18 protein-coding genes are annotated in these 21,997 nt (G+C 68.2%); 10 read left to right on the top strand and 8 right to left on the bottom strand.

Annotated elements, in window-relative coordinates; genetic code table 11:
* Window positions 1-38: 38 nt before the first annotated feature.
* From ACXIZN_RS06930 to polA, 3 genes are all read right to left on the bottom strand, one after another.
* The gene (locus ACXIZN_RS06930) at window positions 39-2,282 is read right to left on the bottom strand and encodes a tetratricopeptide repeat protein (RefSeq protein WP_457953149.1); all 2,244 of its coding nucleotides are present in this window, start codon (window positions 2,280-2,282) and stop codon (window positions 39-41) included.
* Window positions 2,279-3,883 (bottom strand): S1 family peptidase, encoded by a 1,605-nt coding sequence (locus ACXIZN_RS06925; RefSeq protein WP_457953148.1) that lies wholly within the window; start codon window positions 3,881-3,883, stop codon window positions 2,279-2,281. Before ACXIZN_RS06925 ends, ACXIZN_RS06930 begins: the two co-directional genes overlap by 4 nt.
* A 64-nt stretch (window positions 3,884-3,947) precedes the next feature.
* A complete protein-coding gene (polA, locus tag ACXIZN_RS06920) occupies window positions 3,948-6,689 on the bottom strand; it encodes a DNA polymerase I (protein WP_457953147.1) in 2,742 nt (913 codons plus the stop codon).
* A gap of 185 nt (window positions 6,690-6,874) precedes the next feature.
* On the opposite strand from polA, the gene ACXIZN_RS06915 reads away from it, so the two are divergent.
* Together ACXIZN_RS06915 and ACXIZN_RS06910 are read left to right on the top strand one after the other, a co-directional pair.
* Window positions 6,875-7,303, top strand: a complete 429-nt coding sequence (locus tag ACXIZN_RS06915; protein ID WP_457953146.1) for a PaaI family thioesterase — start codon at window positions 6,875-6,877, stop codon at window positions 7,301-7,303.
* Window positions 7,304-7,367: 64 nt separating this feature from the next.
* Window positions 7,368-8,336 carry a LysR family transcriptional regulator gene (locus ACXIZN_RS06910; protein WP_457953145.1) on the top strand — a complete coding sequence of 323 codons (969 nt, stop codon included), beginning with the start codon at window positions 7,368-7,370 and terminating at the stop codon, window positions 8,334-8,336.
* Here ACXIZN_RS06910 and ACXIZN_RS06905 read toward each other — a convergent pair.
* The gene (locus ACXIZN_RS06905) at window positions 8,302-9,114 is read right to left on the bottom strand and encodes an alpha/beta hydrolase family protein (protein WP_457953144.1); all 813 of its coding nucleotides are present in this window, start codon (window positions 9,112-9,114) and stop codon (window positions 8,302-8,304) included. The genes ACXIZN_RS06910 and ACXIZN_RS06905 overlap by 35 nt on opposite strands.
* A gap of 465 nt (window positions 9,115-9,579) precedes the next feature.
* Here ACXIZN_RS06905 and ACXIZN_RS06900 point away from each other — a divergent pair, with 465 nt between their 5' ends.
* The 5 genes from ACXIZN_RS06900 to ACXIZN_RS06880 all read left to right on the top strand — a co-directional run bounded on the left by ACXIZN_RS06900 (window position 9,580) and on the right by ACXIZN_RS06880 (window position 14,429).
* Window positions 9,580-10,734: a branched-chain amino acid ABC transporter substrate-binding protein gene (locus ACXIZN_RS06900; protein WP_257485783.1), complete on the top strand. Its 1,155-nt coding sequence runs from the start codon at window positions 9,580-9,582 to the stop codon at window positions 10,732-10,734.
* A gap of 114 nt (window positions 10,735-10,848) precedes the next feature.
* Window positions 10,849-11,820 carry a branched-chain amino acid ABC transporter permease gene (locus tag ACXIZN_RS06895; RefSeq protein ID WP_034315979.1) on the top strand — a complete coding sequence of 324 codons (972 nt, stop codon included), beginning with the start codon at window positions 10,849-10,851 and terminating at the stop codon, window positions 11,818-11,820.
* Entirely contained in the window at window positions 11,817-12,956 is a 1,140-nt protein-coding gene (locus tag ACXIZN_RS06890) for a branched-chain amino acid ABC transporter permease (RefSeq protein ID WP_457953143.1), read from the top strand. Before ACXIZN_RS06895 ends, ACXIZN_RS06890 begins: the two co-directional genes overlap by 4 nt.
* Complete coding sequence (locus tag ACXIZN_RS06885) at window positions 12,953-13,726, top strand: ABC transporter ATP-binding protein (protein WP_457953142.1); 774 nt, start codon at window positions 12,953-12,955, stop codon at window positions 13,724-13,726. Before ACXIZN_RS06890 ends, ACXIZN_RS06885 begins: the two co-directional genes overlap by 4 nt.
* Window positions 13,716-14,429, top strand: a complete 714-nt coding sequence (locus ACXIZN_RS06880) for an ABC transporter ATP-binding protein (RefSeq protein WP_192741557.1) — start codon at window positions 13,716-13,718, stop codon at window positions 14,427-14,429. Before ACXIZN_RS06885 ends, ACXIZN_RS06880 begins: the two co-directional genes overlap by 11 nt.
* 605 nt (window positions 14,430-15,034) lie before the next feature.
* On the opposite strand, the gene ACXIZN_RS06875 is transcribed toward ACXIZN_RS06880, so the two are convergent.
* Window positions 15,035-15,568 carry a hypothetical protein gene (locus ACXIZN_RS06875; RefSeq protein WP_378345940.1) on the bottom strand — a complete coding sequence of 178 codons (534 nt, stop codon included), beginning with the start codon at window positions 15,566-15,568 and terminating at the stop codon, window positions 15,035-15,037.
* Window positions 15,565-16,158: an ATP-binding protein gene (locus tag ACXIZN_RS06870; protein ID WP_457953141.1), complete on the bottom strand. Its 594-nt coding sequence runs from the start codon at window positions 16,156-16,158 to the stop codon at window positions 15,565-15,567. The genes ACXIZN_RS06875 and ACXIZN_RS06870 overlap by 4 nt, the downstream gene beginning before the upstream one ends.
* Window positions 16,159-16,190: 32 nt before the next feature.
* Here ACXIZN_RS06870 and ACXIZN_RS06865 point away from each other — a divergent pair, with 32 nt between their 5' ends.
* Window positions 16,191-17,012, top strand: coding sequence for a LysR family transcriptional regulator (locus tag ACXIZN_RS06865; RefSeq protein WP_457953140.1), 822 nt, complete (start codon window positions 16,191-16,193; stop codon window positions 17,010-17,012).
* A gap of 141 nt (window positions 17,013-17,153) precedes the next feature.
* On the top strand, window positions 17,154-17,456 hold the full coding sequence (locus ACXIZN_RS06860; protein WP_457953139.1) for a DUF6506 family protein: 303 nt from the start codon (window positions 17,154-17,156) through the stop codon (window positions 17,454-17,456).
* Here the strand turns inward: ACXIZN_RS06860 and ACXIZN_RS06855 are convergent.
* Window positions 17,453-17,932, bottom strand: coding sequence for a MarR family winged helix-turn-helix transcriptional regulator (locus tag ACXIZN_RS06855; protein ID WP_457953138.1), 480 nt, complete (start codon window positions 17,930-17,932; stop codon window positions 17,453-17,455). The genes ACXIZN_RS06860 and ACXIZN_RS06855 overlap by 4 nt on opposite strands.
* A gap of 82 nt (window positions 17,933-18,014) precedes the next feature.
* Here ACXIZN_RS06855 and ACXIZN_RS06850 point away from each other — a divergent pair, with 82 nt between their 5' ends.
* Window positions 18,015-18,656, top strand: coding sequence for an FMN-dependent NADH-azoreductase (locus ACXIZN_RS06850; RefSeq protein ID WP_457953137.1), 642 nt, complete (start codon window positions 18,015-18,017; stop codon window positions 18,654-18,656).
* A gap of 49 nt (window positions 18,657-18,705) precedes the next feature.
* On the opposite strand, the gene ACXIZN_RS06845 is transcribed toward ACXIZN_RS06850, so the two are convergent.
* Window positions 18,706-21,801, bottom strand: a complete 3,096-nt coding sequence (locus ACXIZN_RS06845) for a TIM-barrel domain-containing protein (protein ID WP_457960468.1) — start codon at window positions 21,799-21,801, stop codon at window positions 18,706-18,708.
* Window positions 21,802-21,997: the final 196 nt, after the last annotated feature.

The raw sequence follows: 21,997 nt of genomic DNA, 5'->3' as shown, positions 1-21,997 counted from the left end.
AGGTGAACCCGCGACCGCGATCGATCTCGGCAAGGCGCTCACACCAAGGTCACCGGTCTCACGGAATTGGCGAGATCGATCAGCACGTCGTGCGTTTCCGCCGTCGGCGCGTGGTGGGCGAGCCGCCGGTACGACTTGTCCAGCACCGTGCGGGCACCCGTCTCGCCCGCGCGCAGGATCTCGCCTTCGGTGATCCCGTCCTGCCCGAGGAGCACGGCGGCCAGCCCGGTCTCGCGCACGGCGGTCACCAGCCTGTCGAGGGAATCGCCGTCGAGATCCAGAGCGGTCAGCCGGACCACGGCGTCGTCGAGTTCGGCCGACGCCGGGAGATCCCCCGTCCCCGGCATCGGCGCGGACAGCACCCGCACCCCGGCGATCCGCGCCGCCTCGTCGTAGCGCGAGAATTCCGGGACCTGGTCGAGGATTTCGACGGCGGCGGCGCGGTTGCCACGCAGCAGCCGGACCCGCGCGAGCCCGAACGCCGCGCTGGCCTGAGACCGGTCTCGCACCCACAGCGCGTCGTAGTACCGCTCGGCGGCGGCCGCGCCATTGAGGTGCTCCTCGCAAAGCCCGAGCGCGAGTTTCGGCGGCTCCTCGCCGGGGATGTCGCGGTACACGGCGGTGAACTTCTCCTTGGCCGCCGCGAAATCGCCGGCGCCGAGCGCGAGCAGGCCGCGGTGCCACGCCACTCGCCAGTCATGGGCGGCACGCTCGCCGAGCAGCCGTTCGGCCTCAGCCACCGCCAGCGCGCCTTCGACGGTCGCCCCGAGCTCCAGATGTGCCCGGCAGCGGCGGAACTCGACCTCGACCGAACCCGGCACCTTGTCGAGTTTCTTCAGCAGCCGCGCGGCATCGGGCGCCCGGACGGCGCGCAGGAAGCTCGCCTGCGGGTCGTCCGGATCCTCGCGCGGCACCGGGAGCCCGACGGCGATCTCCCCGGCGGTCGGGCGCGCGCCGAGCGAGACGGGTGTCCCGCGCGTCCAGTGCTCCAACGGCGGCGCCTGGCCGAGGCCCGCGTCGAGCAGGACCGCCCCTTCGGCGAACAACGTCGAGCCGGCGGGCCGGGATTGCTTGTCCCGCAGAGAAAGGATTTCGCTCAGCACACCGTCGAGCTGGACCAGCATCTCGCGCGCGGTCGCGAACCGTTGCTCGAACGGGGCGGTCGCGCGATCGAGGACCCGGAGGAACGATTCGATGCCGAACCGGACACCCCGCGCGTCGGTGGTGACCGACCAGCCGTCGCTGGCCTGGAAGAGCTCCCGCAGCGTCACGCCGACGGTGTGGATGTCGGACCGGATGGTGAGCCCGTGTTTGACCCGTTCCGCCGGGGTCACCTGATAGTGCTCGGTGCCGACGATCGGGCTCTCGTCGTCGGTGATCTTGCGGATGGCGCCGAAATCGATGAGCTTGATCCGCTTCTCACCGTGGATCACGTTGTCCGGCTTCATGTCGCAGTACAGCAGGCCTTCGCCGTGCAGGTAGTCGAGCGCGGTCAGGATCTCGCGACCGTACGCCACGACGTGCTCGACGAGCAGCCGTCCTTCACTGGAGTCCAGGCCGGCCCGGCCGCGGTTCTTGACCTCCCGCAGGGAAAGCCCGTCGACGAACTCCATGACGATGTAGCGGAGGCCCTCGTGTTCGACCACGTCGAGGATCCGGACGACGTTCGGGTGGTCCAGCGCGGTGAGCACCTGGCTTTCGGTCTCCGCGATCCGGACGGCGGCGGTGTTGTTCGTGTTGATGAGGCCCTTGAGCGCGACGTATCGGTCACCGAGCCCGGAATCCGTCGCCAGGTAGACGAATCCGAGTCCACCGCGCGCGACGCAGCCGAGCACGTGGTACCGGCCGTCGACCACGTCACCGGCCGCGAGCTTGGGCGCGAAGGAGAACGGCGTCCGGCAGACCGGGCAGAACCCTTCGGTGGGCGCGGGTCCGCCGCCGATCGAGCGGCCGACCGGGGTGGCCGTGCATCCGTGCTTGCCGCAGAACCGTTCCTCCTCCGGGACATGCGGCTCGGTGAGCAGACGGCCCGCGACGTCCGGGAGTTCGACGACCGGCAGCGGGACCCGGTCGTCCGCGCTCGCGTGGCCCGCGATCTGCTGGGAACGGGTGACCACCGTGCTGGTGATCCTGGTCGGCGCCTCGCCGGGGCCGGGGATCACCAGGGTCGGTTTCTCCCGCGGCGCGGGCTCTTCCGGTGCCCCTGGCGGCAATCCGCAGATCTTGCAGAAGCCCGTCTTGCCGAGCACACCCGGGCAGCCGTCCCGTCCGCAGGCCGTCATCCGTCGATCCGTTTCCGTACGGTGTCCGCGTATCGCTCGACGGCCGCCGCCGCGGCCGCGAGGTCACAAGGTCCTTCGAAGAGCATCCGCCAGGCTGGTGCGTAGGCGGCATCCAGTTCGACGTCTTCGACGAGGCCGCTGTTACGCGCCATCTCCCCGTACGCGTCGAGCCGGGCGCGCAGTTCCGCGCGCCGCGCGAGGTTCTCGTCGAGGAGGCGGCGGAGGTCGCGGGCGCGCTCGACGGTCTTGGCCACGGCTCGCTCGCAGACCGGAAGCTGCCGTTTCACCCAATCGGTGTCACCGTCCTGCTCCGCCGAACGCAGTTGTGTCAACGCGCCTCTCAGCCGTCGTGCCTTGGGATGGACATGCGGTGCGTCCGCGAAGCGCGGCGCGTCGCTCAGATTGTCCTTCTCCAGACTGTCGAGTTCACCCAACCGGGTTTCCAGCAGGGCGAGGCGGCCCTCGGTGTCGTCCTCGGCGGCGGGCAGGACGTCCGTGCTCGACCGGACCACGCTCACCCCCGGCGAGCTCTCCTCGCGGAAGGCCAGCGCGAGCCGCAGCCCGAGTTCGTGCGCGCGCTGGGCGAGCGGCGCGAGCACCTCACCGACGAGCGCGTCGGGCTCGGCCGCTTCGTCGATCCCGTAGACGACGACGGTGCGGGCGGCCCCGTGGCGGCCGGCGGGCGAATCCGCGGCGACGTCGAGCCGGTCGGAGATCCGGCGGCGGACCTCTTCGGCGGTCTTGCCGACCGCGTCGACGGCGAGCACGACACTGCCCAGCGGCGGGACCGTCGGCCCGGTCACGCTCCGGCCCGCGCCGCGTTCGCGGTCGGCGAGGACGACGGCGCGCCGCAACGAGGCGGCGACGGCGGAATCGTCCGCGCCCATGATGATCACCCGGACGTCCGCCCGGCCGTGGTCGCCGAGCCACCGGGCGAATTCGCGGGCGAACCGCGGGTCGATCGCGGGCGGTTCCGGGTACTGCACGAAGCTGGGGTCGATCGCGGGGGTGCCTTCGGCCCAGCGGCGCAGGGCGGGCAGGTACCCGAGCATGGTCTCGACCGGGATCATCCACGAGACGCGGGCGGCCTCGGTCGCGTACCGGGTCGCGACCATCCCGACGACATGGCCGGTCTTGTCGGCGATCACCGCCGAACCGCTGAAGCCGTGGGTGATCGGCTCGGCGTCCGGAGTGCGGTGCAGCTGGACACGTTCGAGCCCGTGCCCGCCGTCACCGACGACGGTCGCCAACGACCACATGCCGTCCGAACCGGTCGGGAAGCCGTACGCGCGGACCCGCTGGCCGTCTTCGAGGGCCGTCCGGTGGAGCGGGGCGCCGGAGATCTGTTCCTCGGGGTCGCGCAACCGGAGCAACGCGATGTCCCCGCCGTCGTCGCCGATGGGCGCGGCCTGCGCGAGGATCGTGGCGATTCCGGGCTCCACACCGGGAAGCGCCACGAAATCCACGGCGACGTCGTCGTGGCCTTCGATCACGTGAGCGCAGGTGAGGAGGTGTTCGCCGTCGAGCATGGTCCCGGCGCCCAGGATCCGCCCACGGTGATCGCGCAGCCGCACCCGCCAGCGTCTGCGCTCGGAAGTCACCCGGACGACCCTACCGATCGTGAGTGGTGATGACGGTTCTAACCGTCATTACCACTCACGAGGCCTAATGCGCGGCGTCGTTCCACGACCGGCCGTATCCGACCGAGACCTCCAGCGGGACCGCCAGTTCGTAGGCGGAGCCCATTCCCTGGCGCACCAACGTTTCCAGCTGCTCGCGCTCGCCATCGGCGACCTCGAGGACGAGCTCGTCGTGGACCTGCAGGAGCACGCGGCTCTTCAGCTTCGCCTCGGTCAGCGCCTTGTGCACGTTGAGCATGGCGACCTTGATGATGTCGGCCGCGCTGCCCTGGATCGGGGCGTTGAGCGCCATCCGCTCGGCCATCTCGCGGCGCTGCCGGTTGTCGCTGTTGAGGTCCGGCAGATACCGGCGGCGGCCGAAGATCGTCTCGGTGTAACCGACCTTCGCCGCGTCGCCCACGACCGAATGGAGGTAATCGCGCACGCCGCCGAAACGGGAGAAGTACGCCTCCATCTGTTCCTTGGCCTCTTCGGTCGAGATCCGCAACTGCTGCGAAAGCCCGTACGCCGAAAGCCCGTACGCCAGGCCGTACGACATCGCCTTCACCCGGAAGCGCAGTTCCGGCGTGATCTCCTCCGGCGGCAGCGAGAACGCGCGCGACGCCACGAAAGTGTGCAGGTCCTCGCCGCTGTTGAAGGCCTGGATCAGCCCTTCGTCCTGCGAGAGGTGCGCCATGATCCGCATTTCGATCTGGCTGTAGTCCGCCGTCATCAGCTCGGCGTATCCGTCGCCGACGACGAAGGCGTCACGGATGCGGCGGCCTTCCTCGGTGCGGATCGGGATGTTCTGCAGGTTCGGGTCGACCGAGGAGAGCCGCCCGGTGGCGGCGATCGTCTGCAGCAGCGTGGTGTGGATGCGGCCGTCGTCGGCGACCGACTTGATCAGGCCCTCGACCGTGGTGCGCAGCCTTGCCGCGTCCCGATGCTCCAGCAGATGCTGCAGGAACGGGTGCTCGGTCTTCTCGAACAGGCTCTGCAGGGCCTCGGCGTCGGTGGTGTAGCCGGTCTTCGTGCGCTTGGTCTTCGGCATGCCGAGCTCGTCGAACAGGATGACCTGCAGCTGCTTCGGCGAACCGAGGTTGACCTGCTTGCCGATGACCGCGTACGCCTCCTCCGCGGCCTGCGTCACCCGGCCGAGGTAGTGCGCCTCCAGGTTGGTCAGGTGCTCGATGTCGACCGCGATGCCCGCCGCTTCGAGACCGGTGATCACCTGCAGCAGCGGCAGTTCGAGCTCGGCGAGCAGCTGCGCGCCGCCCAGGTCTTCGAGCTCCTTGGTCAGTGCCCCCGCGAGTTCGGCGACCGCGCGGGCCTTGACCAGCTCGGCCTGGATCTCCTTCTGCTCCAGGTCCTCGGCGCCACCGTCGAGCAGCGAAAGCTGCCCGTCCCCGGTGTCGGCCTCGGACCGCAGCTCACGGTGCAGGTACCGCAGGGCGAGGTCGTCGAGCTCGAAGGTGCGCTGGCCGGGGCGGACGAGGTACGCGGCGAGCGCGGTGTCCATGACCAGCCCGGCGAACGTCCAGCCGCGCGCCCGGACGGCGTGCAGCGGGACCTTGAGCTCGTGGCCGATCTTCTGGATCTTCTCGTCGGCGAGCCAGGCCGTGAGCGCCTTGTCGTCTCCGGCGTCCATCGCGGTGACGTCGACATACGCGCCCTCGCCGTCCGCGGCCGCGAACGTGATGGCCTTCAGGTCGGAGCGGACCGACGCCCCGGTGGTACGGAACGCCAGGCCGACGGGCTTGTCCCGGCCGGTGTGCGCGGCCAGCCATTCCGCGAGCGCGCCCGGCGCGAGCTTCGAACCGCTGACTTCGAAACCCTCCTCGGCCTCGGGCTCGGCGCTCTGCAGGGTGGCGAAGAGCCGGTCTCGCAGGACACGGAACTCCAGCTCGTCGAACAGCGCGTGGACGGCCTCGCGGTCCCACGGGCGCAGCTCGAGCATGGTCGGGCCGAGCTCCAGCTCGACGTCGCGGATCAGCTCGGTGAGCTGGCGGTTCAGCATGACGGCGCCGAGGTGCTCGCGCAGCGCGTCGCCGACCTTGCCCTTGACCTCATCGACCCGGTCGACCAGCTCGTTGAAGGAGCCGAACTGCCTGATCCACTTCGCGGCCGTCTTCTCGCCGACCCCCGGGATGCTGGGCAGGTTGTCCGAGGGGTCGCCACGCAGCGCGGCGAAGTCCGGGTACTGCGCCGGCGTGAGGCCGTACTTCTCCTCGACCGCCTCCGGGGTGAACCGGGTCATCTCCGACACGCCGCGCTTCGGGTACAGCACGGTGACCTGGTCGGTCACCAGCTGGAGCGCGTCACGGTCACCCGTACAGATGAGGACGTCGAAACCTTCCGCGGTCGCCTGTGTCGTGAGCGTGGCGATGATGTCGTCGGCTTCGTAGTTCTCCTTGGTCAGCGCCGGGATGCCGAGGACCTTCAGCACGTCCTCGACCAGCCCGACCTGGCCCTTGAACTCGTCCGGGGTGCTGCTGCGGTTGGCCTTGTACTCCGCGTACGTCTCCGACCGGAACGTCTTGCGGGAGAGGTCGAACGCCACGGCGAGGTGGGTCGGCGCCTCGTCGCGCAGCAGGTTGATGAGCATCGAGGTGAACCCGAACACCGCGTTCGTCGTCTGCCCGGTCTTCGTCTTGAAGTTCTCCGCGGGCAGCGCGAAGAACGCGCGATACGCCATCGAATGGCCGTCGATCAGCAGCAGTTTGGGCCGCTCGGCCTGTGCGGTGGCGGGTGTGGCGTTGGCAACGGTCGTGTTCTCACTCGGGCTCACGGGAGCGAGTCTAGGGTGAGGGTCCGACAGTCCTACCTGTCGTGTCTGTTGCGGCCTGTCGGCGGAGCTGCTCAGACCCCCTTGGCGCAGGAAACTCGCCAGGCCGGAGGCAGGACGTGAGAAAAACTCGATGACGTGTGCCCAGTCGACGCGGTCGCGGGTTCACGAATGTTAAGGAGCTCTGCGTGACCGAACAAGCCCTCGAATCCTTCGCCGGGATCGACCCGGCCTACGCCGGACAACAGCTCAACGACAAGCTCGGGCTCGAGATCAGCGAATTCGGTCCCGAACGCGTCGTGGGCAGCATCCCGGTGGAGGGCAACCTCCAGCCCTACGGTCTCCTCCACGGCGGCGCGAACGCCGTGGTCGCCGAGGCGCTCGGTTCGATGGTCTGCGCGCTCAACGCCGGCACCGACAAGGCGACGATGGGGCTCGAACTCTCGTGCACGCACCACCGGGCCGTCCGCTCCGGACGGGTGACCGGCGTCGCGACCCCGGTGCACGTCGGACGCGGGACCGTGACCGCCGAGATCGTCCTGACCGACGACCAGGGGCGCCGGTCGTGCACGGCGCGGCTGACCTGCGTGGTGCGGGAGCGGCCGCCGGGCAGGTGAGTCCGTGAAGGCCTCCTTCACTACCTTGAGGGTAGGCAAGGAGGCCTTCACGTACCTTCAGGACGTGGATCTCGACACGGCCCAGGTGCGCGCGTTCGTCGCCACCGCCGACCACGGCCATTTCGGTCGCGCGGCGGAATCCCTGTTCCTCACCCAGCAGGCGCTGTCGAAGCGCGTCCGGAAGCTCGAAGAAACCCTGTCGGTCCAGCTCTTCCTGCGCACCAACCGATCCGTCGAGCTGACCGCCGAGGGCGACCGGTTCCTCCCGCACGCGCGCGAGCTGATCCGCGCTGCCGACGCCGCCGTCGCCGCGATGGGCCTCCAGGACCGCCCGCCCCGCCTCGACGTCATCGATCCGCGCCTGTCCCCCATGTACATGCTGCGCCGCATCGCCCAGCGGGACCCGGCGCTGGCCGTCGAGCGCGTCGCCGGACGCGGGCTGGCCAACGCCCTCGATCCCCTGGTCCGCGGCGAGATCGACCTCGCGTTCGGCCGCGTCGCGGACCTCGGCCGCGAAGTGCCCGCGGAACTCGAACACCGCCTGGTCCGGCTGGAGCCATTGGTCGCCCTTCTCGCACCGGAACACCCGCTCGCGAGCAACGATGTCCTGAAATTGTCCGATCTCCGGAGCGAGGGCATCTGGATTCCGCAATTGGGCGGCCCGGTCGAATGGCTTTCTTATTTGCAACGCCTATGCAAAGAATTCGACGTCCCGATCGACGACTCCGGTGTCAGTTACGACCTCAGACACACTCTGGAACAGACTCGCTACGGGAAGCAGCGGGTCACGCTCGCCGGCGCCGACATGGACCTCGCCTCCGACCTCAATCTGCGGGTCCTTCCGTTCGAGCCGTCGCCGCTGTTCCCGTGGTCGGTGGTGTGGCGGCGCGGCGAAGGCCCGGCCCTGCGGCGCCTGCTGGCGCTCGCCGGCCGGACCAGCCACGAAGAAGGTTGGTGCACCTACGATCCCGCGCGATCTTGGCTGCCGGACGACGACCTCAGACAGCTAGGTGCCGGGCGAACCAACGCGTGAGCTCGGCGTCGACCAGCTTCGCGTGCGCCGTCTGCGGAGCCGGTTCGAGGCCGGGCGCCTCGGCGAATCCGTGCGCCATCCCCGGGATCGTGACGAGCTCGGATCGCCCCTCCCCTAACGCCTTGTGCAGGGCCTCGGCCGGTTCGGTGATCGAAACGTCGTCCTCCTCGCCGATGACGAGCAGGACCGGCGCGGTCAATTCGTCCGCCCGCCGCACGTAGTCGTACTCGTCGGCGACCGCGCGGGACCGGTCCGACCAGTGGTAGGTGACGTCGTAGACCCGCTCGTTCGCCGCGATCACCGGCGCCAGCTGGGTCACCGGGTTCACCAGCGCGGCCGCAGCCACGTCGATCTCCGGATGGGTCAGCAGCTGCAACGCGACCGCGCCACCCTGCGAACCGCCGACCAGCCCGACCGGTCCGTCCTCAATGGACAGGCGGGAGCGCAGGTCCGCCACCGCGGCCGGGAACTCCGCCTCGACCTGCCTGGTCAGCGGTTCGACGACGTTGAGCACGTTGTCCTCGCTCGCGAGCCGGAAGAAGCCCTCGAAACCGCCCTCGGGAAACCGTTTACCGGTCAGCGGCAACCCGAGGTGCACCCGCCACGCGTGCAGCCCCCGCATCGGCAGCGCCGCCGCCATGGCCGCCTCGCTGAAGGGCGCGCCCAGCAGATGCCAGGTCAGCACCAGCGGCGCCGGGCGTGCCCGGTCCGACGGCGGCACCGCCACGAACGGGACTCCCGCGGCGACGCCTTCGATCGTTTCGACGCTCATCTTCATGTTCTCCCAGATCCTCGTTTTCGGCTCTGGGAACAGCTAATCGCGAGGTCAGGGCCGAGATCCAACAGCCGTTCGGACCGCGACGACAACCATCGGTTGTCATGGCACCAGGGAAGCGGGGGCACCGTTGGCGCCCTTTGGGGCAGCATTGCTACGACGAACGGCCGCCCACGAAGGGGCTGAAAAAGCGGAAGATACGCGGCCGAAACATGATCATTACCCACGAGCATGATCGGCGTGGTAGCGGTGAATCCCCAGCGTGACCAGCGAAGACCCGCCAACCGGCAACATTCGCCTTTTCGTGCAATTCGTTCTGGTTTCGACCGTCACGATGTGGACACAGAGTGATGGGCGTCTGGGCAGATCATGGCGTAGGGGGATATCTTCCTGCCCTAACCTAGCCCCTGTGTCGGGGGCAACGCCTACCGGCGGCTGGTTGGTCATGGGAGGTAGTCGGTGTCAGGAGTGCGTTTTGGACGGGTTTTCGCCGTCGCGGCGGCTGCGTCGCTGGCGCTGGCGGGCTGTGCAGGCGGCAGCAGCTCGTCCGGCAGCGGTGACAGCAGCACGCTGAAGATCGGGTTCATGGGTGACCTCACCGGTGAGAACTCCGGGATCGTGATCCCGCCCCGCAACGGCGCCAAGCTCGCTATCGACGAGTACAACAAGACGAACCCGGCGATCAAGCTGGAGCTCAAGGAATACGACAGCCAGGGCAAGCCCGAGCAGGCGACGTCGCTGATCGCGACCGCCGTCGGCCAGGACAAGATCACCGCGCTGATCGGCCCGGCCTTCTCCGGTGAGTCGAAGGCCATCGGCGGTCAGCTGGAACAGAACAAGATCCCGAGTGTCTCGCCCTCGGCGACCAACGCGGGCCTCTCCTCGAACGGGTGGAAGTACTGGCACCGCGTCGTCGCGAGCGACGCCAGCCAGGGACCGGCGATCGCCAACTTCCTCGTCACGGCGAAGTCGCCCAAGAAGGCCTACATCATCTCGGACGACCAGGAATACAGCGTCGGCCTGGCCGACAACTTCGAGAAGACCTTGAAGGAGAAGAACGTCCCGAGCGAGCGCGACAAGTTCGCCAAGGACGCGTCGGACTACTCCTCGACCGTCCAGAAGGTCAAGGCCGCGAACCCGGACATCATCCTCTTCGGTGGCTACTACGCCCAGGGTGGCCGTCTGCTCAAGCAGCTGCGTGACGGCGGCGTGACCGCCACCTTCGCGACCGGTGACGGTTCGCTCGACGCCCAGCTGATCAGCGGTGCCGGTGCCGCGGCCGCCGAGAAGGCCGTCGTCGGCTGCCCGTGCAACATCCCGGACGCCGGCTCCACCGACGAGTTCAGCACCAAGTACAAGGCCGCGTTCAACGTGGACCCGGCGATCTACTCGAGCGAGGGTTACGACGCCGCGACCGCCATCATCAACGCGGTCAAGTCCGGCGCCAACACCTCGGAGAAGATCAACGAGGCCCTCAAGACGATCGACTTCAAGGGTGCCTCGAAGCAGATCAAGTTCAAGGAGAACGGCGAACCGTCGACGGAAGCGATCAACATCTACCAGGTCACCGGTGGTGTCCTGAAGAACCTCGGCGTCTCGACCGAAGCCAAGCTCAACGGCTGACGGAGCAGATAGGAACACCTAACGGAAGCGGGGGCGCTGTGCGATCACAGCACCCCCGCTTCCCGCAAATGTGGCGAAAGAAATCCTCGCCCCGTCCCGTAAGGCATCCACGTCATGCTTCAAGACCTGCAAGCCCAGTTCCTCGGTAGCACCATCGGCGGACTGGTCGCCGGAAGCATCTACGCCCTCATCGCCCTCGGCTACACAATGGTCTACGGCGTGCTCCGGCTCATCAACTTCGCGCATTCCGAAATCTTCATGATCGGGACGGTCACGTCCCTGTTCGTCCTGATCACCATCGCGGGTGGCACCGCCCCGATCACGCTCGGCGTGTTCGGGATGATCGCCGTCCTGCTGTTGATCATCATCGCTTCGGCCGCCGTGTCCGGCGGCGCGGCGGTGTTGCTGGAGCAAGTCGCGTACCGGCCGCTCCGCAAGAAGGGCGCCACCCGGCTGGCCGCCCTGATCTCCGCCATCGGCGCCTCGCTGTTCCTGCAGGAACTGTTCGGTCTCGAGATCATCGAATGGATCACCGACAAATCCGGCCGTGTGCAACAGAACGCGCCACGGTTCATCCCGCACGAGGAGCTTTTCCACATCGGCAACGGTGTCGTGCGCACGGACCACGTGTTCGTCGTCGTCGGTGCCGTGATCATGATGGTCGTCCTCGACCAGCTGGTCAGCCGCACCCGCATCGGCCGCGGTATCCGTGCCACCGCACAGGATCCCGAAGCCGCCGTGCTGATGGGCGTCAGCATCGACAAGATCGTGCGCCTCACGTTCCTGCTCGGTGGCGCGATGGCCGGTGTCGCCGCCGCGCTGTACGTCATGGAGTACGAGAACACCGATTACCGCATCGGCTTCCTCCTCGGTATCAAGGCGTTCACCGCGGCCGTGCTGGGAGGTATCGGCAACCTGCGCGGCGCTCTGCTCGGTGGCATCGTGCTCGGTTTGGTGGAGAACTGGAGTTCCATCTTCTTCGGTTCGGCTTGGAAGGACGTCACCGCCTTCGTGGTACTGGTGCTGGTCCTGATGTTCCGTCCCACCGGCATCCTCGGTGAATCGCTGCAGCGGGCACGCGCATGAAGGGCAACGAAGAAGTGGCTGAGAAGTCCCCAGAGAACGGAAAGCCGACGCGCGCCGGCTTTCACCCCGTGGACGGCATGCGGGATTGGTGGGCACGCGCCCCGCATTGGCAACGTTATGGCGTGTACCTGGCCCTGATCATCGGCGCGCTGATCCTGCCCGCGCCCGCGATCGGTTCGTTCATGTCGCCGGAATCGGACTGGACCACGGTCCTGATCTTCCCGGTCGGGGTGTACATCCTGCTGGCGATCGGCCTGAACATCGTGGTCGGCCACGCGGGCATGCTCGACCTCGGGTTCGTCGCGTTCTTCGCGATCGGCGCGTACACGCTCGCCGTGATGGGCACCCTGCACGGCTGGGGATTCTGGGGCACGCTCGTGCTCGGTATCTTCCTGGCGGCGATGTCGGGGGTGATCCTCGGCGCTCCGACGCTCCGGTTGCGCGGTGACTATCTGGCCATCGTGACCCTCGGCTTCGGTGAGATCGTCCGGATCACCGCGACGAACACCGACGCCATCGGCGGCGCCCGCGGTATCACCAACATCCCGCACCCGGAGCCCATGTTCGGGACCGAGTTCCTGCTCGACCCGGCGCCGTACTACTACCTGATCCTCGCGGCGATCGTGATCGCGATCATCTTCTCGGTGCGGCTGCACAAGAGCCGCGTCGGGCGGGCGTGGGCGGCCATCCGTGAGGACGAGGACGCCGCCGAGCTGATGGGTGTCCCGACGTTCAAATTCAAGCTGCTGGCGTTCGCCATCGGCGCCATGCTCGGCGGTATGGCCGGTGTGGTCTACGCCAGCAAGGCCGTCTTCATCGAGCCGAACAACTTCCCGTTCATCCTGTCCGCGACCATCCTCGCGGCCGTGGTGCTCGGTGGCGCGGGCAACCTGCCCGGTGTCATGCTCGGCGCGTTCCTGGTCGCCTGGCTTCCGGAACGGTTCCGGTTCCTGTCCGAGTACCGCATCCTGATCTTCGGCGGCGTGCTGGTGCTGATGATGGCGCTGCGGCCGGAGGGTCTGCTGCCGTCGCGGCAGCGCAAGGCCGAACTACACGAAGGAACGGGCGGGATGGGTGCCATGGGCGCCGAGGTCGCGGGTCCGGATTCCGAGGCTTCGGCGGAGGTGACGAAATGAGCGCACTGCTCGAATTCGACAACGTGACGATGCGCTTCGGCGGTGTCACGGCCTTGAAGGAAGTCGACCTCACCATCGACCAGGGTGAGATCTTCGCCCTGATCGGCCCGAACGGCGCGGGCAAGACCACGGTCTTCAACGTGATCACCGGCGTCTACCGGCCGACCGAAGGCCAGGTGCGCTTCGGCGGCACCCGGATCGACGGGATGAAACGGTTCAAGATCAACCAGAACGGGATCGCCCGGACGTTCCAGAACATCCGGCTGTTCCACAACATGTCGGCGCTCGAGAACGTGATGGTCGGTGCGGACTCGCACCACAAGACCGGCGCGATCTCGGCGACGCTGGGCCTGCCCGTGCACCGCAAGGAAGAGAAGCGGGGCCGCGAGCTGGCGAGGGAGCTGCTGGACTTCGTCGGTATCGGCCGGGTCGAGCACAACACCGCGAAGAACCTCTCCTACGGCGACCAGCGCCGTCTGGAGATCGCGCGTGCGCTCGCGACCGACCCGAAGCTGCTGCTGCTCGACGAGCCCGCCGCCGGTATGAACCCGGCGGAGAAGAACTCGCTGCAGGAACTGATCCGCAAGATCCGTGACGACGGCCGCACCGTGCTGCTCATCGAGCACGACATGGGCTTGGTCATGCAGATCGCCGACCGGCTGGCCGTGCTCGACTTCGGCCAGAAGATCGCAGAAGGGCTCCCCCACGAGGTGCAGAACAACCAAAAGGTGATCGAGGCTTACCTGGGGGTGGCGGAAGATGCTTCTTGAGGTTCAGGACATCAACGTCCACTACGGGAAGATCGCCGCGCTCAAGGGTATGACCATCGAGGTCGGCGAGGGCGAGATCGTTTCGCTCATCGGGGCCAACGGCGCCGGCAAGACCACGACGCTGAAGACGATCTCGGGGCTGCGTCCGCTGACCAGCGGCCGGATCCTCTTCGACGGCAAGGACATCTCGAAGACGCCCGGCCACAAACGGGTCGAGCTCGGGATCGGCCAGTCACCGGAAGGCCGGGGCGTGTTCCCCGGTATGACGGTGCAGGAGAACCTCCTGATGGGTGCCTACACCCGTAAGGACGACCTGAAGGCCGACCTCGACGAGGTCTACGAGCTGTTCCCGCGGCTGAACGAGCGCAAGACCCAGTTCGGCGGCACGATGTCCGGTGGCGAGCAGCAGATGATCGCCATCGGCCGCGCGCTGATGACCAAGCCCAAGGTGCTGCTGCTCGACGAGCCGTCCATGGGCCTGGCGCCGATGCTGATCGCGCAGATCTTCGACATCATCCGCGAGATCAACAAACGCGGGACCACGGTCCTGCTGGTGGAGCAGAACGCGCAGCAGGCGCTGAAGCTCTCCGACCGCGCGTACGTGCTGGAGACCGGTCGAGTGGTCAAGAGCGCCCGCGGTGCCGAGCTGCTGGACGACCCGCAGGTGCGGGCCGCCTACCTCGGTGGCGACCTGGGCGTCTGACGCCTTGTTCGAAGGGCCCCGTCGCGTTTTCGCGGCGGGGCCCTTTCTTCGCCGGTGGTCCGGACGGACTGTCCCCGCTTGAATTCCACGGGGGCGAGACCACGCCACGTCCGACGTTCGGCTCGATAGAACGACCAGGTATCGCACGAGCCCCACTTCCCTGTGGATGCTTCAGCCCCTCCAGGTCGGGCTTCTCATGCCAGTTTGATCATTGAGGGGTGCGGCAAAGGTGGAGGTGTGTGGAAACAGGGACGTTGAGTGTCCCTGTTTCCACACNACCAGGTATCGCACGAGCCCCACTTCCCTGTGGATGCTTCAGCCCCTCCAGGTCGGGCTTCTCATGCCAGTTTGATCATTGAGGGGTGCGGCAAAGGTGGAGGTGTGTGGAAACAGGGACGTTGAGTGTCCCTGTTTCCACACCCCCCCACCTGAACCGGCCATGACAGGGACGGTGTCGCCGGACTGTGTGGATTTCGGGTCATCCAACGCCCCAAAATCCACACAGTGACCTGAAACGCCGCTCACGACCCGCTTGAACTGGGCCGAAAGCCCCCTTCACCGCATTAGACGCGGCTAAGGCATCGCGCGAGCCCCGGTCGGGCTTCTCAGGTCAGCTTGATGTCCGTGCCGGTGAGGTTCTTCATGTCGGTCAGCGTCGGACCGCCGAAAGCCCGCAGCACCACGGGTTTCGCCTCCTTCGGGAGATCGAAGTAGAGGTCGAACTCGACCCGCACGCCGCGCCCGAGCTCGAACTTGTCCGGCTGCCGTTTGATCGTCATGGCCTGGTTGTCGACCGCGATCACCGCGCCGGAATCGGTGACGAGCTGCTGGCGCCGCGTGTCGAAGAGGATCCCGGAGAGGCCCTTTCCCGTCACCACCAGCCGAAGCCGGACGAACTGTCCCTTCGCCTCGAATTCGGTGTGGCTGCCGGTGAGGCTGGGGAGCCCGGCGGCCACGCCGATGAGCGAGAACTCGGTCTCCCCATTGAGCGCCGGTGGCAGGTGCAGGGCGGTCTCGTCCGGACGGACCTCACGCGCGGGCAGGTCGTAGACGGGTTTGGCGGGTGGCGGTTCCTGCCCGGCCGAGCACCCCGTGAGCAGGGCCAGGACCGAAGCCGCCGCCGTCAGGCACCTTCTCATCGGACGACCTCCACACTCAAGTACGGCCACCCGTCGACATCCGGCAGCCGCACCGGTCCGACTTCCGCGCCCGGGGAGAAGTGCACCGTCGTTCCCGTCGTACCGTCGTCGGCGATCGGCGTCAGATCGGTGACCGGGACGCCGCGTTCATAACGCTGGGTCCAAGAGCCGTTGTGCCGCCGGTTGGTGTGCACGAGCCAGTCGCTCAAGCCCGCCACGACCGACACCCCGCGACGCGGATGACCGTCCGGAAGCCATTGTTTTCCCGGGAAATCGAAGAAGCGCAGATCCTTGGTCGACATGACCGGTTTCTTCACGAAGCCGCCGTGCCCGTCCGCGCGGGTGTCGGTGCCCCGCCCGTGGTCCGCCACCGAGACCGAGCCGTCGGGGTGGACCGTGACGACGGCCTTTCCGCGGCCGGTGCTTTCGGCTTCCTCCGCCGCGTAGGCGAGCACTTCGAGGACCAGGTGCGCGACTCCGCCGGGGGCGAACTCCTCGGGGTTCCGGCGGATATGCCTCAGATGTCCGGCGTCCACGGACCCGGCCCAGTCGTGCGTGGTGGTACGCCATCGGGCTTCTCCGTCAGTCACGCCGCCATTGTCCTACGAGCTACTGTGCGGCGGTGGAGTTACGACGTCTTCGATATCTGTGCGCCGTGGCGGAGGAAGGGCATCTCACCCGCGCGGCGGAGCGTCTCGGCATCCGTGCGTCGTCGCTCAGCCAGCAGATCATCGCGCTGGAACGGGAACTGGACGCGACCTTGTTCGTCCGGACCCAGGCGGGGATGACGCCCACCGCCGCCGCCCTGGCGCTGCTCCCCCACGCCCGGCGGATGCTGGAGGAGGCCGAACTCGGCGCGCGGGCCGTCCGCGACACCATGGGCAGGCCGCTCCGCGTCGGCGTGACGCCGGGCGCGCCGCCGACCGTCCTCGCGACTCTGTACACCGAAGCGGTGGAGATCGACGACCTGTCCGCCGCGCGGCAGCTGGAACTCCTTCGCCGCGGCGCGCTCGACGCCGGGCTGCTCGCCCTGCCGGAGGACGTGGACGGTCTGCGCGTCGCCGTCGTGTGCGAGAGACCGTTGGGCGCGCTCGTCTCCGACGCCCACTCGCTGGCCCGGCTCGACGAAGTGGGCTGGGACGACCTCATCGGGCTGGACCTCCTTCTGTACGAAAGAAAGCTGGCTCCCGGCTACCACGACAGGTTGCTCGCGGACTGCGCGGCGGCGGGCTGGCGGCCGGCTCACGTCCGCGCCGGACCGCCTCGGCGGTCGCTGTTCGTCGCCGAACTGCGGCACGGTGGCGACGTCGTCGCCTTGCGTCCCCGAGAGGAACCGGCCGAAGGTCTGCGCTGGTTGCCGCTGCGGGAGGCCCCGGTCGTCCGCCACGCGCTCGTATGGGACCCGGCGCACGAGTCTTCGGAGCGGATCGCGGCGCTGGTATGACGGCGCCCACATCGGATCTCCGCGCCGTCCGCCCGACCTCTGCTCTTCGGTGATCCCGGACGGCCGTACGGATCCGCCTCGTGGACGGTGCCCCGTGTTCCGCGATTACCTCACGGTGACCGAGAACGAAGGAGAATCGTCATGCGACAGTGGGGTTTCGTGTACTTGGCCGACGGCTGCGACCCGGCGCGGGATGTGTCCCGTGTGGACACTGGGCGGTGCCTGACGGTGCTGATCGGGGTCGGCCGCGTGGACCAGGTCGTCGCCGCGGCCCGGCGACTGGTCGACGAAGGGGCACAGCTGGTCGAATTGTGCGGCGCGTTCGGTCCCGTGTGGACGGCACGGGTGATCGACGCGGTGGGCAGCGAGGTCCCGGTCGGGAGCGTCCTGTACGGCGCCGAAGCCACCGCACAGCTTCACGACCTGTTCGGCCTCGGCGGCTAGCAGTTTTCGACGTGCGCGGCGTCGACGCAGCCGGCGGGCTCGGCGTGCCCCGCCGCCTGGTACAGCAGGGTGTACAGCGTCTCGCGCTGATCCTTGTCGAGCGCGCCGAGCACCTCGTCTTCGACCGCGGCGAGGGCGAACTCGGCCTTGACGAGCTGCTTCAGGCCGACATCGGTGAGTTCGACGATGTGGCGGCGCCGGTCCGCCGGTGACCGCCGGCGCTCGATCAGGTTCGCGGACTCGAGGTCGTTCAACAGCCCGACGACGTTCGTGCTGTCCATCTCCAGCGTCTTCGCGAGGTCCTGCTGTGAGCAGCCGCCGAGGTCACGCAGCACGGTCAGCGCGACGAGATGGCGGGGCCGCAGGCCGAGCGGGGTCAGGACGGACTCGCTGCGCAGCCGGATCCGGCGGGTGACGTGGTCGAGCAGCGCGCCGCAGCGGTGCGGGGGCTGGTTCACGACCGGGAGTTCGGGCACCCGTCAAGTGTACGTTCCCCATGATGGTCGCCACAGCATCAATGGTTTGCGTTACACAAACTATCTGTGCAAGATAGTAGGCATGACGAACCTGCTGCATATCGACTCGAGCATCACGGGCGAGCACTCGATCAGCCGCCGCCTCACCGCGCGTGCCGCCGCGGCCTGGCGCGCCGCGCATCCGGAAGGCACGGTCACCTACCGCGACCTGGGCACCGACCCGCTGCCACATCTGGACGCGACGGCCAACGCGGCCAAGGCGACGCCGCCGGAGCAGCACACTCCGGAGCAGGCCGCGGCCTGGCGGCTCATCAAGGAGCTCGTCGACGAGGTGAAGGCGGCCGACACGATCCTGCTTGGCCTGCCGCTGTACAACTTCGGCCCGCCGAGCACGGTCAAGGCCTGGGTCGACCACCTGATCGCGCCCGGGCTGTCGCTCGACGCCGAGACCAGGGAAGGCCTGCTCGGCGGCCGTGACTTCATCGTCGTGACCGCGCGCGGCGGCGGCTACGGCGAAGGAACCCCGCGCGAGGGCTGGGACCACGCGCAGGCGTGGATCCCGCACGGTATCTCGTTGACCGGCCTCGAACCGCGCTTCGTCACCGCCGAGCTGACCATGGCGATGGTCAATCCGGCGATGGCGGACCTCATCCCCCTGGCCGAGGCCAGCCAGGCCGAGGCCGAACGGGCCATCGACGCACTGTGGACGCCCGTCGCGGCCTGACTCGTGAGTGGTAAGGACGGTTCTAACCGTCCTTACCACTCGCGAGGACTCAGCCGATGCCGGCGGCGAAGACGTGCATCGCGGTGTTCGACGGAAGCGTCACCGCGACGACCTCCTTCCCGGCGGTCAGCGGGACGGAGTTCGCGAACACCCGGTAAGGCGTGGTCGGATACGCCGCTCCCGTGCGGGTGTTCTTGCCCATCACGGTCGCGACCGTGGTCGCGCCGTACTGGGCCGGATCGGCACAGCACCAGTTGGGGAACCCGAGTTCGGCTTGACCGGTACTGCCGTCTGCATAGCGGACGACGACAGTGCCCTTCGCCGTACCCGTCCCGGTTCCGGTCAGCACCAGTTTGGTACCCGAACCGCGCACCGCGATGGTCTGGCCGGACGCGAGGACGTTGTCCTTCTGCCCGCTACCGCTCACCGGCCAGGTCAGCTGAGCACCGAGCGCGGAGAAGCCCGCACCGGGCTTGAGGCCGGCTTCGGCGAGGCCTTCCGCCCGGAAACTGCTGCCGCCGCCGTCGATGTCCCCCACCGCGACGTGCGCCGCGTCGGTGACGCCGACGTTGCCGTACGCCGAGGCCAGCGAAGCGTGCGGCACGGTGACCGTCACCGAGTCGGCGACCCGGTTCTCCCCGAGCCGCGCCTTGTACGACGCCGACGCGGTGAGCTGGTAGTCGTCCGGCCTGATGCCCGCGTCCGGTGTCACCTTCACCGGGACCTGGACGGTCCTGCCGGGCATCACGAGCCGCGGCCCGGCGGGCACCTCCACACGGAAGCCGTTGGCGGGCAAGGAGAACGAGATGTCGCGGACCGGCAGCGGGGTACCGTTGGTGAAGCTCAGCGTGCCCGTCGCGGTCTGCCCCGGACCGGCGACCGGCGGCACGGAGAGGGCGACCGAACCGTCGCGGTCTTCGGGGAAGATCCCGCCGACCGCGCTCGTGCCGAACAGCCGGACGTCCTGTCGGTCGGCGGCGCCGATCTTGCCGGTCTTGACCCGTACGACCCCGCCGGTGGCCGGATCGAACCACCAGCCCGACGGTGCCGCGTCCAGTTCGGCCTTGCTGCCGTACTGCCGCAGGATCGACGTCCCGGCCAGCACCGTCGCGGGCTTGCTTCCCGTGTGGACGGTCAGCTGGTAGTTCCGCGACGCGGGCTTTCCGGCGTAGGAACCGGAACTCGCGCCGATCCCGACCGTCACCGTGCCAAGGCCGGACGTCGGCGCGTCCACGGTGAAGGTCTGCTTCGCCTGGTCGCCGTTCTTGTAGGCACGCGTGACGCCGTCGTCCTCGGTGAGCGTGAACGAACCCTTGCCCTGCGGGTACACGTCGAGGTCGAGCACACCCTTGTCCCTGGTCTGCCACGACTTCGTGCCCTCGGCCCACATCGGCACCACGGCCCCGGCGCGGACGAACAGCGGCAGCGTGTCGAGCGGCGCGTCGTAACCGTCCACAGTGGTCGGACCGGTGTAGGTCTTGCCGCTCCGGTAGTCGACCCAGGTGCCCTTCGGCAGGTAGATGCCGTTGCGCACGGTCGAGTTCTCGTACACCGGCGCGACCAGGAAGTCCTTGCCGGAGAGGAACTCGTACTTCGCCTTCTCGCCCCAGACGTTCGGGTCGTCCGGGTACTCGAGCGCCAGCGGGCGGACCTGCCCGACGCCGGTCTTGTGCGCCTCCACCGAATGGCTGTAGGTGTAGGGCAGCAGCCGCTCCTTGAGCAGCAGGTACTTGCGGTTGATCGAGGTGTACGGCTCGCCGTAGCGCCACGGCTGCTTGTCCGACGCGGCCCAGCCGTCCATCGTCATCGAGACCGGCAGGAACGCCTTCCACTGCAGGTCGCGGACGTAGGTCTGCGGGCTGCCGCCGAAGATGCCGTCGATGTCGCCGGTGTTGTACGCCATGCCGGACGTCGTGGCGCCGGCGTAGGTCGGGATCTGCCATTTGATGTAGTCGTACGAACCGGCCTGGTCGCCGCTCCACAGCACGCCACAGCGTTGCGCGCCCGCCCAGCTGACCGGCGTCCAGACGAAACCGCGCGCGTCGCTGTTGTCCTCGATGCCCTTGTACGCGGTGTCGCAGGCGTCCAGCGCGAACTCGTACCCCGGGCCGACCCACGCGACGTCGAGTTTGCGGACCCGGACCCCGGCCTTGACCTCCTCGACCTGGTTCGGCACGCCGTTCTCGGTCCACAGCCCGAGCTGCATGTTGTTCTTGCGGAGGCCTTCACCGGTCTGCTGGAGGTTCTCGTAGCCGCAGCCGTAGCCGTCGTTGACCAGCATCCAGCCGTTGGGCATGCCGTGCTCGGTGTAGCCCTCCGCGACCTTGACCGCGTCCAGCGTGTGCCGCTCACCGCGGTTGGCGTTGTGCAGGTAGCAGTCGGCGTCACCGTGTTCGAGACCGTAGAGCGGTGGCAGGAAAGGCTTCCCGACCAGATCGGTGTAGCCGGTGATGACGTCCTTGAGCCCGTCGCCGACGACGTACGTCGCGTCGAAGCGGCGCTCGTCGTGCGTGGTGCGCACCGGCTCGGTGAAGGCGTAGGTGCCCTGCGCGAAAGTGTTGCGCAGCACGCCGTATCCGGCTGTGGAGGCGTAGAACGGCTGCGAGTTCGGGGCTCCGCCGTCGTTCCAGTTGTAGTCGGCGAAGATCCGGATCGTCTGGTCACGGTGGCTGAAGCGGCCGTTCTGCTCGCCGCCGCCCACGAACTGCTCGGTCGCCGTCCGGGCGAGGGTCTGCGTGGTCTGCTTGCCGGTCCACGACAGCGGCGCAGACTCCTCCCAGAGCCGCTTGCGGTCCGCGCCGTCGTACAACGCGAGCCGCAGCGGGTGCTTGTACGCCCGCAGCGTCGCCTTGCCCGTGGAAATCGCCCAGTAGTCCCCCTTGTCCGTCCTTTTCGGCGTGACCGGGGCACCCGTACGCGGCAGCACGATCTTGCTTCCGGCCGGATCGGTGAACGTGCCGTCCGGCGCCAGCCAGACCCGGACGGCGCCTTCGGCCGGGAAGCTCACGCGTACCGCGGCGCTTCCCGAATTCAGGGTGACCGTGGGGCCATCGCCGGAGATCCCGGTGAGATCGCCCAGCTTGCCGGACGACGCCGCGGCCGGATCCGCGTGGGCGGCGACCGGGGAAAGCCCGAGTAAGGCCACTGCGGCCAAACAACTCAGGGATTGCGCAACTCTGCTCATTCGAGACACCTTTCGCGCATGAATACGCAAGATGGTCTCTGTATAGCGCACGGTTCGCGCAAAGTCATCCGCCGAAGCGGTGCTGCCGACTTTCGTCGGGCCGCCCGGAGATCCTTATGTCACAAGGAGTGCGCGAAAGACGTGAAGGCCCCCTTCC

It is taken from the genome of Amycolatopsis sp. TRM77291 (assembly GCF_054166285.1).
Note: the sequence above shows the minus strand (reverse complement) of the source record. Positions and strands in the feature narration are given on the sequence as shown.

Coding starts and splice junctions, on each gene's coding strand:
- ACXIZN_RS06850 (WP_457953137.1), top strand. CDS start 18,015: ATGACGAACCTGCTGCATATCGACTCGAGCATCACGGGCGAGCACTCG.
- ACXIZN_RS06930 (WP_457953149.1), bottom strand. CDS start 2,282: ATGACGGCCTGCGGACGGGACGGCTGCCCGGGTGTGCTCGGCAAGACG.
- ACXIZN_RS06890 (WP_457953143.1), top strand. CDS start 11,817: ATGAAGGGCAACGAAGAAGTGGCTGAGAAGTCCCCAGAGAACGGAAAG.
- ACXIZN_RS06885 (WP_457953142.1), top strand. CDS start 12,953: ATGAGCGCACTGCTCGAATTCGACAACGTGACGATGCGCTTCGGCGGT.
- ACXIZN_RS06860 (WP_457953139.1), top strand. CDS start 17,154: ATGCGACAGTGGGGTTTCGTGTACTTGGCCGACGGCTGCGACCCGGCG.
- ACXIZN_RS06875 (WP_378345940.1), bottom strand. CDS start 15,568: ATGAGAAGGTGCCTGACGGCGGCGGCTTCGGTCCTGGCCCTGCTCACG.
- ACXIZN_RS06895 (WP_034315979.1), top strand. CDS start 10,849: ATGCTTCAAGACCTGCAAGCCCAGTTCCTCGGTAGCACCATCGGCGGA.
- ACXIZN_RS06880 (WP_192741557.1), top strand. CDS start 13,716: ATGCTTCTTGAGGTTCAGGACATCAACGTCCACTACGGGAAGATCGCC.
- ACXIZN_RS06905 (WP_457953144.1), bottom strand. CDS start 9,114: ATGAAGATGAGCGTCGAAACGATCGAAGGCGTCGCCGCGGGAGTCCCG.